This window comes from Amycolatopsis sp. cmx-4-83 (assembly GCF_046548815.1).
Lineage (GTDB): Bacteria > Actinomycetota > Actinomycetes > Mycobacteriales > Pseudonocardiaceae > Amycolatopsis > Amycolatopsis pretoriensis_A.
The window spans coordinates 35301-46702 of record NZ_JAEBEF010000023.1; the positions used below are offsets into that span (position 1 = coordinate 35301).

Consider the following 11402-nt stretch of genomic DNA (forward strand, 5'->3'; position numbering starts at 1 on the left):
CGGTGGTCGGGCCGGGTACGGTGCCGCGGGTGAGGACGCTCCCCAAGGGGCCGCACGGCCTGAGCCGGGAAGAGGTCGCCGGTGCGCAGCGCGCCCGGCTGGTCGAAGCGGTGCTGGCCAACGTCGGCGAACGCGGCTACGCGGCCACGACCGTCGGCCACATCACGGCGGCCGCGGGCGTTTCCCGCACTTCGTTCTACGAGCAGTTCACCGGCAAGCAGGACGCGTTCCTCGCCGCCTACCGAGCGGAGACGGGGCAGTTCCTCGGCCAGGGCGTCGCCGTGGCGATGGCGGCCCCGTCCCCGCTGGCGGCGGTCGCGGCGTGCGGCGACTTCCTGGTCGGCTACGCGCACCGCCGCCCGGTCGCCGCCCGCGCGGTCCTGCTGGAGATCTACGCACTCGGCCCCGCGGGGCTCGAAGCCCGCGAAGAGGTGCTGCGGGCGGGAGAAGCGGTGTTCGACCGGACCGCGGCCTGGTTGCGCACCACCGAGCCGGCACTGGCACCCCCGCCGCCGTTCACCGCGCGGACGGTGGTCGCCGCGACGATCGAGCTGCTGACCCAGGCCATCTGGCTCGCCACGGACGACGCGTACGACCAAGCCCGCGAGGCGGTCCGGCACACGTGGCTGCTGGGCTTGTTCGGCCACCGCGCGATCCCCGGCTGAACGGGCGGCCGGCCCGGGAGCCGTCGGTGAGATCCACCCGATCGGCTCAGTCCGCTCCGGCCGCGCGCTTCGCCGCTTCGAAGCTCCGCAACGCCGCCCCGACCGCCGCGGCCACGGTCGCCTCGAAGATCTCGTCCTCGCTGTACCCCGCGGTCTTCAGCGCCTCGACGTCGGCGTCCGTCACCCGGTAGGACGCCTCTCGCACCGTCGTGACGTACGACCGCAGCGGCTCGGGGAGGTCGTCACCCAGGCGAGCTGCCGCGGCCGCCAGGTCCGTGCGGGGGCCCTCGGCGATCAGGAAGCCCGGGAAGCGGTAGCCGAACCGGTGCAGGGAGCGTGTTCCCGTCTCGAGCTGGCCCTCGCGCAGGACGAAGCCGAACGCGTTGGCGAGGCGGTTGACGATGTTCCACACCAGGTTCACCCGCAGGGCCTCGGCGACCGCGTGCGGGGGCACCGCGGCGACGACGGCCGCGTCGGCCCGGTCCCGGCTGACGCCTTCCACGAACGTGCGGACGGCTCGCAGTTCGGGCCGGGCCGAGGCGGGGTCTTCCGGGTCGAGCTCGCCGGGGCCGGCGATGCGGACCAGCTCGGTGTGCGTGACCACGCAGAACGGGCACTCGTGCACCTGCGCGGTGGCCATCGCGAGGTATTCGCGTTCCGCCGCGGTCCAGTACGACGGGCCGCGCATCGCCGGGGCGGTCAGCTCCAGCAGCGGGCGGGCGAACACGCCGGGCCGGTAGAGCAGCAGCTTGACGATGTCGGGGGTGGCGACCCCGGACCGCTTCGCGGTGAGCGCCATGAACAGCTTGGCGCGGCGGCGGTGGCCGTGGTCGAGAATGGACAGTCGCATCAGGACTCCGTGGGGTCGAGCGCCCGCAGGCGGGCGGCGAGGAAGCGCCGGTCGGCGGGCTTGGTGGCCAGGTCGTGGGCCCGCCGGTACGCGGCCGCCGCCTCGGTGGTGCGGCCGAGGCGGCGCAGGAGGTCCGCGCGGGCGGCGTGCAGCAGGTGGTAGTGGCCGAGGCCGTCGATCCGGTCGGTGAGCGCGAGTCCCTCGGCCGGGGTGGTGGCCATGGCGACGGCGACGGCGTGGTTCAGCGCGGCCACGGGGGAGGGGTGCACCACGAGCAACCGCTCGTAGAGCCCGGCGATGCCCGCCCAGTCCGTCCGGCCGGCCGACGGTGCCTGCGCGTGCAGGACGGCGATGGCGGCCTGCAGCTGGTACGGCCCGGGCTCGCCCAGGCGCAGCGCCCGGTCGAGCAGGCCGACCGCTTCGGCGATCTCGCCGTGGTCCCACCGCGAGCGGTCCTGGTCTTCGAGCAGGACGACGTCGCCGTGCTCGTCGTAGCGCGCCGCCGCGCGCGAGTCCTGCAGGAGCAGCAGGGCGGCCAGGCCGAGGGCCTCCGGTTCGTCGGGCATCAGGGCCGCGACGAGCTTCGCCAGCCGCACCGCCTCCCGCTGCAGCCCGCGGTACTCCGGCCGGTCGCCCTCGGCGGTGTAGCCCCGCGTGAAGATCAGGTAGACCACGGCGAGGACGCCGGTGAGCCGTTCGGGCAGGAGGTGGTCGGCGGGGACGGCGAGGCTGATCCCGGCGTCGCGGATCTTGCGCTTGGCCCGGACCAGCCGCTGGGCCAGTGCCGCCTCCCCGACCAGGAACGTGCGGGCGATCTGCCCGGCGGTCAGCCCGGCCACGGCGTGCAGCGTCAAGGCGACGCGCGCCTCTTCGGCCAGCGCGGGGTGGCAGCAGGTGAAGATCAGGCTGAGCCGCTCGTCGCCGACGGCGAGCAGGCTGCTTTCCCCCGCGTCCACGGCCGTCACCTCCGGCCCCGGGCCGAGTTCGGCGAGCTTCTCCCGGCCCCGGCGGGCTCGCCGGAGCCGGTCGATCGCGCTGTTGCGGGCCGTCGTCAGCAGCCAGGCGACCGGGTCGTCCGGTCCGCTGCCGTCCCACTTGCGCAGGGCCAGCGCGCACGCGTCCTGCAGCGCGTCCTCGGCGAGTTCGAAGTCGCCGAGGACGCGCACCAGCGCCGCGAGCATCCGGGACCGGTGCTCGCGGTAGGTCGTCCGCAGCAGGTGCGCCGTGCTCATCCGCGGTGGTCGAGACCCGGCACGCCGGCGATCGGCCGGACCTCGATCGAGCCGACCGCGGCCATCGGGCACAGCGCGGCCAGCTCCAGGGCTTCGTCGAGGTCGCGGCAGTCGAGGACGTAGGCGCCGCCGAGGTGCTCGTGGGTCTCGGGGTACGGGCCGTCGGTGATCAGGGTCTTGCCTTCGCGCACGGCGACCGTGGTCGCGGTGTGCTCGCCCAGCAGCGGGTGCCCCGAGACGAAGGCGCCGCGCCGCCGGCACTCGTCGGCGAAGGCGTTCACCCTGGCCAGCGCCTCGGGGAAGCGCGGGTCGCCGGGCTCGGGACGGTCGCAGTCGTAGATCAGCAGCATGTACTGCACGAGCTCCTCCAGCCGGTCGTCGTACCCCGTTCGAAGAGGATGACGAACGGCGGGACCGTACCTCGACAGGCGCGCCCGGGCGGATTTCGCCCGTTCGGACGGGCGAACGTGCCGAAATCGTCGTCGCCCGATCGGGAAATACGCCTGTGCGGAATTGCCCGAAAGGGCAATCGCCATTGTTTTCGGGCCGGAACTAATGCGCGCTCATGTGCGGCAGGAGATCACGGAGGGTATCGGAAGGTTCGAGTCCCAGCTCCTCGAGCAGGGTGCACCGGCACTGCTCGTACTGGTGCTGCGCCGCCGCCCGGTTGCCCGCCGCGAGGTGCGCGTCGATCAGGACGCGGTGGGCGCTCTCCCGCAACGGCTCCGCGCGCACCGCGGACAGCGCGGCGGCCACCGCCTCGCCGTGGCGCCCGGCCGTGGTGAGCCGCTTGGCCATGGCTTCCAAGGCGTAGAGCCGCAACTGGTGGTACTGCTCCTGCTCGATCAGCACCCACTCGTTGTCCGACCACTCGGGCAGCAGATCGGCCGACAGGTCGTCGCGGGTCTGGCGGGTCAGGATCTCGTCGCACCCGCACGTCTTGTCCAGCAGGCAGTGCGCGCGGGCGACGGCGTCGTGGATGTCGACGGTGATGTTGCCCGCCAGGGCCATTTCCTGCACGGACGCCTCGATGACGCGGTACCCGGTCCGCGACGCGCGCCACAGCGACGAGCGCAGGTTCGCGTTCGCGCGGGGCGTCGTCGCCTCCGGCCACAGCGTTCTCGCCACGTACGTCCGCGGCCGCGGGCGGTCCTGCAGCGCGAGGAACGCGAGCAACCGCTGCGCGCTGTAGGACAGCGCGACCGGGTCGTCGCCCACCAGCAGCGTGAACCCCTTGAGCAGCCGCAGTGTCACGATCTGTGTTGCTTCAATGCGCATCGGTTCCCCAACCCACGCCCGCCACCGATCGGATCGACCCCACCGTGGGGCAATTCGCGACCCGCACGGGAAACGTTACCGGGAATCATCGTCGATGCGGCGTCGACCAGGCGTCACGAAAACGTCATCGGGTCCGCTCCGAGCTCGTCCAGCCAGTTCTGCACGGCCGCCTGCACGGCCTCCCGGGACGTGACCGCGACCGGTCGGGCCTCCTCGGTGCCGATCGTGGAGAGGACGCGGACCCGCAGGGCGCCGGGGTCGCCGCCTTCCAGCCACGCCCGCAGGACCATGCTGCCGGACCGTTCCTCGGGGACCTCCACGGACGCAGGATGCGCGCAGGCCTGTCACCACGGCGTCGCCGCCGCGTGTGCGGCCTCGTCAACGCCCGCGGCGGGAACGCCGTCGTGACGCTCGCGCGACGCGCGGGTCGCGGGCCGGCCACGCCACCCCTGCGATGCTGCCGCGGCACGAGCAGGGGAGGACGGGCATGGGCGATTTCGGGGTCGTCGCGGACGTTTCGACGATCATCGTGGACCGGCTCAACGAGGCGCTGCGGGTACTGGATCCGCACGACCCGCCGACGGCGGTGCTGAGCGACCTCGAGGACCGGCCGAGCCGCGCCACGCTCACGGTCTTCCTGTACGAGATCGCCGAAGACCCGACTTCGCGCAACCGGCCGCCGGTGCGGTCGCTGCCGCCGTCCGCGCCGACGAGCCGCAAGCCGCCGATGGCGCTGCTGCTGCGGTACCTGATCACGCCGTGGGGCGGCAGCCAGGCCACGCAGCACCAGATGATCGGCCGCGCGCTGCAGGTCTTCTACGACGACGCGATCTGGACCGGCGAAGAGCTGACCGGCAGCATGGCCGGCACCACCGAGGCGCTGCAGTTCACGCTGACGCCGCTGACGCTCGATCAGAAGTCGTGGATCTGGTACGCGATCCAGAAGCCGTACCGGCTGTCCCTCAACTACGAGGTCCGGGTCGTCAACCTCGACTCGCTCGACGTATCCGAGCTGCGGCTGGTCCGCAGCCGCACGATCAACGGGACACCGGTGCCATGACCCGCTTCCACCCGCTCGAGTCCTCCGTCCTGCACAGCCCGGCCTGGTTCGTGCCGTTCGACGAGTTCGCCCAGCGCGCGCGGGCCGCCGACGTGAGCACCGAGCTGGAACGCTTCGACCCGGCCGAAAACGCCTGGGTGCTCCAGGAAACGCCGGCCATCCGCACCCCGAGCGCGGTGATCGCCTACCCGGAGCTCGGCCGCCGCCGGGGCCCGGGTGCGCAGCCGGAACGGTTCCGCGTCCGCTTCGCCGCCATCGGGCTCGCGCCGCTGTACCCGGCGGACGGCGAGCCGTTCGACGCGGGCGTGGCCGGCGTCGAGTTCACCGCTCACCCCTACGACGACGACACCCCGCCCGCCGCGGCCGGCGAGCCGCGCGTGGTCCGCCTGCTGCCGAGCACCGCCTTCCCGTACGGGTCCGGCGTCCGCACCGTCTACGGCGTGGTCGTCGCCGAGGACCAGGTGCCGGTGGCGAACGCGCTGGTCGAAGCGCGGGGGGGCACGAGCCGGGACGGCGTCGCGTGGCTGGAGCGGACGCTGACCGACGCGGCGGGGGCGTTCCGGCTCGCGCTGCGCTGGGAGGGCGAGCTCGTCACCGGGCCCCCGCCGGTGCAGCTGTTCCACCTCACGGCCACCGAACGGCCCGGGCGGACCGGGTCGCTGGACGTCCGGCTGCCCACCGAACGGCATCTCCGGCACGTCATCGAAATCGTCGAGCAGTAGAGAAGGAGCTGAAACCATGCCCGAATACCTGAGCCCCGGCGTCCACGTCGAGGAGGTAGACGCGGGGCCGCGGCCGATCGCGGGGGTGAGCACCAGCACGGCGGGCATGGTCGGGGTCACCCAGCGCGGCCCGACCGGCGGGAAGCCGAAGCTGGTCACGAACTTCCTGGAGTTCCAGACGACCTTCGGCGGCTTCCTGCCCGAGCCGGACCCGGCGATCCGGGACGCCTGGGCGGAAAACCCGGCCGAGGGCGGCCGCTGGTGGCTGTTCCCGCTGGCGGTCAAGGGGTTCTTCGACAACGGCGGCCAGCGCCTCTACGTCAAGCGGGTCGCCAGCGAGACCGCGCAGGCGGCGTCCGGCACGCTCGGCACCGGCCTGGTCAGCGCGATCACCCGGGACGCCGCGGCCGGGGCGAAGATACTGGAGCTGGCCCACCTGGTCGGCTTCACCGGGTCCGACGAGGTCAAGGTCTTCCGCGGGAGCGACAACGTCGAGATCGGCACCGTGACGATCACCGCCTACGACGCCGCCAAGGGGCGGGTCACCCTCGGCACCGGGCTGCCGGCGGAGGTCAAGGCGGCCCGCGGCGACTACGTGCAGAAGGCCCCGCGGGTGGCCACGCCGAGCCTGCGGTTCTCCGCGTCGAGCCCCGGCTCCTGGGGCAAGGCGGTCCAGGTGCGGATCTCGCCGTCGGTGAGCGCGTCGCTGCCGGTGCTGCCCGACCCGAACGAGGGACCGCTGTTCATCACCGCGCTCGCCGCCGAAGCCGACGCCGACGCCGGGTCGGTCCAGGTGAACGCCGTCCCCGGGCTCGACCCCGACGACCTGCCCGACGACGTCTGGATCCTGATCGGCAACCGGCGCTTCCCGGTCACCGTGGCGCAGCCGGAAGCCGGCAAGGTGACGCTCACCTTCCCCGACGGCACCCACCACGCGCCGTGGAAGACCGGCCTCACCGTGCGCCGGGTGCGCCGGGCCAACGCCGGTGCCGGGCCGAAGCTGCGGATCAGCGGCTCGAGCCGGCTGTACGAGGGCGCGCTCGCCCAGCTCGACACCGGCGACCAGCTGAGCACCCTGACCGTGGTGGCGATCGAGCCGGACGAAGTCGTCACCTTCGGCGCCGACACCCCCGCGCTGGTCTTCGAGACCGCCCGGCTCCTGCTGGTCGAATCCACAGTGGACACCCGGTTCGGCGACCCCGGCGGCGGCTCGGTGACCGAGACCTTCCGCAACCTGCGCCTGACCGGCGACGCGCCGGGCACCGTGACGGGCACGCTGGCGAGCCAGTCACGGCTGGTGCGGGCGACCGCGCTGGACCTGAGCACCGACCCCACCGAGTTCCCCACGCCCGCCACCGGCTCGTGGCTCAGCCTCGCCGACGACGGCGACGACGCCTTCGGGGGCCTCGACGTCGGGGACTTCGTCGGCACCGACGGCGGGAGCGGCAAGCGCACCGGCATCGTGGCGCTGGAGGACATCGACGAGATCGCGATCTGCGCGGTGCCCGGGGTGTGGGCGGGCACCGTCGAGTCGGCGCTCGTGACGCACTGCGAGCAGCTCAAGGACCGGTTCGCCGTCCTCGACCCGCGCGACGGCCTCGACATCGAAGGCATCCAGGAGTTCCGGGAACCGTTCGACACCAAGTACGCCGCGCTGTACTACCCGTGGCTGGTCGTCAACGACCCCTCGACCAACCAGTTCGTCGAGGTGCCGCCGTCCGGGCACATGATCGGGATCTACGCCCGCACCGACGTCGAGCGCGGGGTGCACAAGGCACCGGCCAACGCGGTCATCCGCGGCATCCGGCTGACCGACGGCATCGCCCAGGACGTCACCAAGCGGCACCAGGACCTGCTGAACCCGCGGGGGATCAACGCGCTGCGGTTCTTCCCCGGCCTCGGCCAGCGGGTGTGGGGCGCGCGCACGCTGTCCTCGGACACCTCGTGGAAGTACATCAACGTGCGCCGGCTCTTCCTGTTCCTCGAGGAGTCGATCGACGAGGGCACGCAGTGGGTCGTGTTCGAACCGAACGACGAATCGCTGTGGGCGCTCGTGCGGCAGACGGTCGCGAACTTCCTCACCACCGTGTGGCGCAGCGGCGCGCTCGCCGGAACCACCGCGGACGAGGCCTTCTTCGTCCACTGCGACCGCTCCACCATGACCGACGACGACATCGCGAACGGACGGCTCATCTGTGTGATCGGGGTGGCGCCGGTGTTCCCGGCGGAGTTCGTGATCTTCCGGATCCAGCAGAAGACCCGCGAGCCCCAGCTCGTCTAGCTGAAAGGCAACCGAAATGCCACCTGTGACGCGCGACGATCCGTATGCCGCGTACAACTTCCTGGTCATCGTGACCAACGTCAGCGACGACGGCGTCGCGGTGAGCGGGTCGTTCACCGAAGCCAGCGGGCTGGACGTGGAACTGCCGGTGATCGAGTACCGCACCGGCAGCGAGGACATCACGGTCCGCAAGCTCGTGGGCCTCAAGAAGTTCCCGAGCGCGCTGACGTTCAAGCGCGGGGTCACCGGCCACGTCGGGTTCTGGAACTGGGTGAAGGAAGCGCTCGACGGCCGCGTGCGGCGCACGTCCGGCTCGATCGTGATGCTCGACGAGAACCGCCAGGAGGTCATGCGCTGGAACTTCGACCGGGGCTGGCCGACGAAGTACACCGGACCGTCGTTCAACGCGACCAAGAACGAGATCGCCATGGAGACGCTCGTGCTGGCCGTCGAGAGCTTCGTGATCGACGCGTGATGACCAGCGCGGCGCTTCCCGGCGTTTCCCTGACCTTCGACCGCGCGGCGGCCGGGGACGAGCCGCTGCGCACGGACGTGGCCGTGTTCCTCGGCCGCACCCGGCGCGGCCCGCTCGGCCGTCCCGTGCGCGTCGAAAGCTGGAACGACGTCGTCGGCGAGTTCGGGCCACCGGACGGGACGTCGGCGACGCCGTACGCGCTGCGCGGGTTCTTCGAGAACCAGGGCCGGGCGGCGTGGGTGCTGCGGGTGTCCGGGCCCGCCGGGTTCGCCGGTGCTCAGTGGACGGATGACTACCGCGTGGTGGCCGCGAGTCCCGGCGCGTGGGCGAACGGCGGCCGGGTCACCGTGCGGTACCGGGGGAGCAGCGTCGCGGGTCCGCCGGCGGTCACCGTGCGGGTGCTCGTGCCCGGTGAACCGGCGGAGACCTTCGCGGGCATGGCGCCGGGGGACGTCGCCGACCGGCTCGCCGGGTCCCGGCTGATCCGGCTGGTGCCGCTCGACCCGGACCGGCCGGTGAGCCCGATCCCCGCGGACGCGCCGATCTCGCTGGCGTGGGACCTCACGCTCGCCGGCGGCACGGACAGCCCGCCGGGGCACAACGAGTACGCCGACGCCGTGGTGGCGCAGGCCGAACTGCCGGAGCCGGCGCTGGTGGCCCTCCCGGACCTGGGTGCCGACCTCACCGGCACCGACCACGCGGACCTGGTGCTGGAGCTGCTCCGGGTGGTGGCCCCGCTGCTGGACCGGCTGGTGCTGCTCGACGTGCCGCCAGACCTGTCCACAGTGGACGAAGTGGCGGCCTGGACCGAAGCGCTGACGAGCTTCGGCGACGAGGTGCTGCTCGCCGCGGCGGCGGTCTACCACCCGCCGTTGCGGGCGCCCGCGCCCGACGGCACCGGATTGCGGACCGTCCCGGCGTCCGGGCACGTCGCGGGCCTGGTGGCCCGGCTCGACGCCGAGCGCGGCGCCGCGCACACCCCGGCCAACGCCACGCTGCTGGACGCGGTCGACCTCGAGGTCGAATATCCGGAAGCGCAGCAGGTCCGGTTGTTCGACGCGGGCGTCGACCTGGTGCGGTGCCTGCGGGGCCGCGGCCTCGTGGTGTGGGGCGGGCGGACGCTGTCGGCCGACCCGCGCCGGGTGTACGTCGCCCACCGCCGGCTGCTGCACCTGCTGGTGCGGGCCATCCGGCGGGCCGCCGCGCCGCTGGTGTTCGAGGTGAACGCGCCGGAGCTGCGGCTGGCGCTGGTCCGCGCGATCACGTCGGTGCTGCTGGAGGCGTTCCGCACCGGGGCGCTCGCCGGCTCCCGGCCCGAGGACGCCTTCCGCGTGGTGTGCGACGAAACCAACAACCCACCGGAGCAGGACCCCGGCCGGGTCGTGTGCGAGGTCGAAGTCGCGCCGGCCGTGCCCATGGAGTTCATCGCGCTGCGGCTCGTGCTCGGCCAGGACCGCGGCCTGGAGGTGCTCGAGCAATGACGACACCGGTCGACCAGCTGCTCGCGCTCAACGAGCCGCTGCCCAAGTTCCGCTTCCTCGTGACGCTGTCGGCGGCGGACGTCTACCTGCCGCCGGCGCAGGCCCTGCTGCTGCAGGTGGTGGCCTCGGGCGCCTTCCAGGAGGTGACCGGGCTGGGTGCGCAGCTGGAGGTGGTCAACTACCCCGAAGGCGGGCGCAACGACGCGGTGCACAAGCTGCCGCTGCGCCACTCGTGGAACCCGATCACGCTCAAGCGCGGCGTGGTCCGCGACCGCCTGCTGTGGTCCTGGTACGAAACCGGCTTGCACGACTCGCTCGGGGCCCGCCGCGACGGCGCCCTGATCATGCTCGACGAGGCCGGGCTGCCCGCGAAGTCGTGGCTCTTCCACGGCGGCCTCGCCGCCAAGTGGACCGGCCCGGACCTGCACGCCGAGCAGAACGCGGTCGCGATCGAATCACTGGAAATCGCCCACGAGGGCCTGACGGCCGTCCTCTAGGAGACAAGCGCGTGCCCAAGAACCTGATCATCCACAACCTCGAAGTGCGGTTCCAGGTGGAAGGCGACGACGGGGCGCTGTTCACCCGCCTGTTCAACAAGCACATCCAGGCTTGGTCGCGGCTGTACGAAGAAGAGTGCGCGCGGGCCGAGCGCAGCGGGAACGACCGCAGGATCGGGGATTCGGGAGGCAGCCGGTGATCACCACACCGTTCTCGTCGGTGAGCCAGGGAGCCGACGCGCACCTGGAGATCGAGCGGCCGCCGAACCGGACGCCGCAGGTGATCCCGCTGCGGTTCAACCCGACCGAGTACAAGCTGAGCAAGAGCAACACCTTCGCCGAGATCACCATCCCCGGGCTGGAGACGCCGCCGATCCAGTTCATCCGCGGCAGTACCGAATCGCTGACGCTGCAGGCGCTGGTCGACACCTCGGACACGCTGAACGACGTCCGGACGTCCTATGTGGACGCCATCCGCGACCTGATGCGGATCGACAGCACCGAGCACGCGCCGCCGATCGTCCGGTTCCACTGGAACGGGCCGGTGTTCAAGGGCGTGCTGGAGAAGCTGGACGTGAACTACGTGCTGTTCGCCAAGAACGGCGTCCCGCTGCGGGCCCAGCTGGACCTCACGCTCAAGGAGTACCGCCTGGCGAAGGACCAGGCCGTGGACCCGCCGCGGTCCTCGCCGACGGTGGAGAAGAGCTACGTCGTGCGCCGCGGCGACACCTGGGACCGCATCTCCGCCGCCGTGTACCGGCGCCCGGACGCCTGGCGGGAACTGGCGCGCGCCAACGGCATCGCCGATCCACGCGACCTGCGGCCGGGGCTGGTGCTGACCGTGCCCCGGCTGCCGTGAGG

Annotated in this window: 14 protein-coding genes; 9 read left to right on the forward strand and 5 right to left on the reverse strand. The window is 72.5% G+C overall.

The annotated features are described in order from the left end of the window. The first annotated feature begins 29 nt into the window (after positions 1 to 29). Positions 30 to 665: a TetR/AcrR family transcriptional regulator gene (locus tag ACLJQM_RS46580; protein ID WP_360781691.1), complete on the forward strand. Its 636-nt coding sequence runs from the start codon at positions 30 to 32 to the stop codon at positions 663 to 665. Between the two features lie 46 nt (positions 666 to 711). On the opposite strand, the gene ACLJQM_RS46585 is transcribed toward ACLJQM_RS46580, so the two are convergent. The 5 genes from ACLJQM_RS46585 to ACLJQM_RS46605 form a co-directional block, all read right to left on the reverse strand. Then, positions 712 to 1515 (reverse strand): hypothetical protein, encoded by an 804-nt coding sequence (locus ACLJQM_RS46585; RefSeq protein WP_360781693.1) that lies wholly within the window; start codon positions 1513 to 1515, stop codon positions 712 to 714. Then, positions 1515 to 2747 (reverse strand): RNA polymerase sigma factor, encoded by a 1233-nt coding sequence (locus tag ACLJQM_RS46590; RefSeq protein ID WP_410636473.1) that lies wholly within the window; start codon positions 2745 to 2747, stop codon positions 1515 to 1517. Before ACLJQM_RS46590 ends, ACLJQM_RS46585 begins: the two co-directional genes overlap by 1 nt. Continuing rightward, complete coding sequence (locus ACLJQM_RS46595) at positions 2744 to 3106, reverse strand: YciI family protein (RefSeq protein ID WP_360781697.1); 363 nt, start codon at positions 3104 to 3106, stop codon at positions 2744 to 2746. The genes ACLJQM_RS46590 and ACLJQM_RS46595 overlap by 4 nt, the downstream gene beginning before the upstream one ends. Positions 3107 to 3299: 193 nt before the next feature. Continuing rightward, positions 3300 to 4001 carry a BTAD domain-containing putative transcriptional regulator gene (locus tag ACLJQM_RS46600; RefSeq protein ID WP_247024474.1) on the reverse strand — a complete coding sequence of 234 codons (702 nt, stop codon included), beginning with the start codon at positions 3999 to 4001 and terminating at the stop codon, positions 3300 to 3302. Between the two features lie 137 nt (positions 4002 to 4138). Beyond that, a complete protein-coding gene (locus tag ACLJQM_RS46605; protein ID WP_360781699.1) occupies positions 4139 to 4345 on the reverse strand; it encodes a hypothetical protein in 207 nt (68 codons plus the stop codon). Positions 4346 to 4512: 167 nt separating this feature from the next. Here ACLJQM_RS46605 and ACLJQM_RS46610 point away from each other — a divergent pair, with 167 nt between their 5' ends. The 8 genes from ACLJQM_RS46610 to ACLJQM_RS46645 are packed head-to-tail and all read left to right on the forward strand — an operon-like array spanning position 4513 to position 11400. After that, positions 4513 to 5085, forward strand: coding sequence for a DUF4255 domain-containing protein (locus ACLJQM_RS46610; protein ID WP_360781701.1), 573 nt, complete (start codon positions 4513 to 4515; stop codon positions 5083 to 5085). Further along, complete coding sequence (locus ACLJQM_RS46615; RefSeq protein ID WP_410636474.1) at positions 5082 to 5807, forward strand: carboxypeptidase regulatory-like domain-containing protein; 726 nt, start codon at positions 5082 to 5084, stop codon at positions 5805 to 5807. Before ACLJQM_RS46610 ends, ACLJQM_RS46615 begins: the two co-directional genes overlap by 4 nt. Before the next feature lie 16 nt (positions 5808 to 5823). Further along, on the forward strand, positions 5824 to 8088 hold the full coding sequence (locus tag ACLJQM_RS46620) for a phage tail sheath family protein (RefSeq protein WP_410636475.1): 2265 nt from the start codon (positions 5824 to 5826) through the stop codon (positions 8086 to 8088). Between the two features lie 16 nt (positions 8089 to 8104). After that, positions 8105 to 8563 (forward strand): phage tail protein, encoded by a 459-nt coding sequence (locus ACLJQM_RS46625; protein ID WP_247024469.1) that lies wholly within the window; start codon positions 8105 to 8107, stop codon positions 8561 to 8563. Further along, positions 8563 to 10044 (forward strand): phage tail sheath subtilisin-like domain-containing protein, encoded by a 1482-nt coding sequence (locus ACLJQM_RS46630; RefSeq protein WP_410636476.1) that lies wholly within the window; start codon positions 8563 to 8565, stop codon positions 10042 to 10044. The genes ACLJQM_RS46625 and ACLJQM_RS46630 overlap by 1 nt, the downstream gene beginning before the upstream one ends. After that, complete coding sequence (locus ACLJQM_RS46635; RefSeq protein WP_247024467.1) at positions 10041 to 10541, forward strand: phage tail protein; 501 nt, start codon at positions 10041 to 10043, stop codon at positions 10539 to 10541. Before ACLJQM_RS46630 ends, ACLJQM_RS46635 begins: the two co-directional genes overlap by 4 nt. 11 nt (positions 10542 to 10552) lie before the next feature. Next, on the forward strand, positions 10553 to 10741 hold the full coding sequence (locus ACLJQM_RS46640) for a putative phage tail protein (RefSeq protein ID WP_360781709.1): 189 nt from the start codon (positions 10553 to 10555) through the stop codon (positions 10739 to 10741). Then, positions 10738 to 11400, forward strand: a complete 663-nt coding sequence (locus tag ACLJQM_RS46645) for a CIS tube protein (protein WP_247024465.1) — start codon at positions 10738 to 10740, stop codon at positions 11398 to 11400. Before ACLJQM_RS46640 ends, ACLJQM_RS46645 begins: the two co-directional genes overlap by 4 nt. Positions 11401 to 11402: the final 2 nt, after the last annotated feature.

Excerpts from the sequence above, each read along its gene's own strand:
- ACLJQM_RS46590 (WP_410636473.1), bottom strand. The coding sequence starts at position 2,747 with ATGAGCACGGCGCACCTGCTGCGGACGACCTACCGCGAGCACCGGTCC.
- ACLJQM_RS46620 (WP_410636475.1), top strand. The coding sequence starts at position 5,824 with ATGCCCGAATACCTGAGCCCCGGCGTCCACGTCGAGGAGGTAGACGCG.
- ACLJQM_RS46630 (WP_410636476.1), top strand. The coding sequence starts at position 8,563 with ATGACCAGCGCGGCGCTTCCCGGCGTTTCCCTGACCTTCGACCGCGCG.
- ACLJQM_RS46615 (WP_410636474.1), top strand. The coding sequence starts at position 5,082 with ATGACCCGCTTCCACCCGCTCGAGTCCTCCGTCCTGCACAGCCCGGCC.
- ACLJQM_RS46610 (WP_360781701.1), top strand. The coding sequence starts at position 4,513 with ATGGGCGATTTCGGGGTCGTCGCGGACGTTTCGACGATCATCGTGGAC.
- ACLJQM_RS46585 (WP_360781693.1), bottom strand. The coding sequence starts at position 1,515 with ATGCGACTGTCCATTCTCGACCACGGCCACCGCCGCCGCGCCAAGCTG.
- ACLJQM_RS46635 (WP_247024467.1), top strand. The coding sequence starts at position 10,041 with ATGACGACACCGGTCGACCAGCTGCTCGCGCTCAACGAGCCGCTGCCC.
- ACLJQM_RS46625 (WP_247024469.1), top strand. The coding sequence starts at position 8,105 with ATGCCACCTGTGACGCGCGACGATCCGTATGCCGCGTACAACTTCCTG.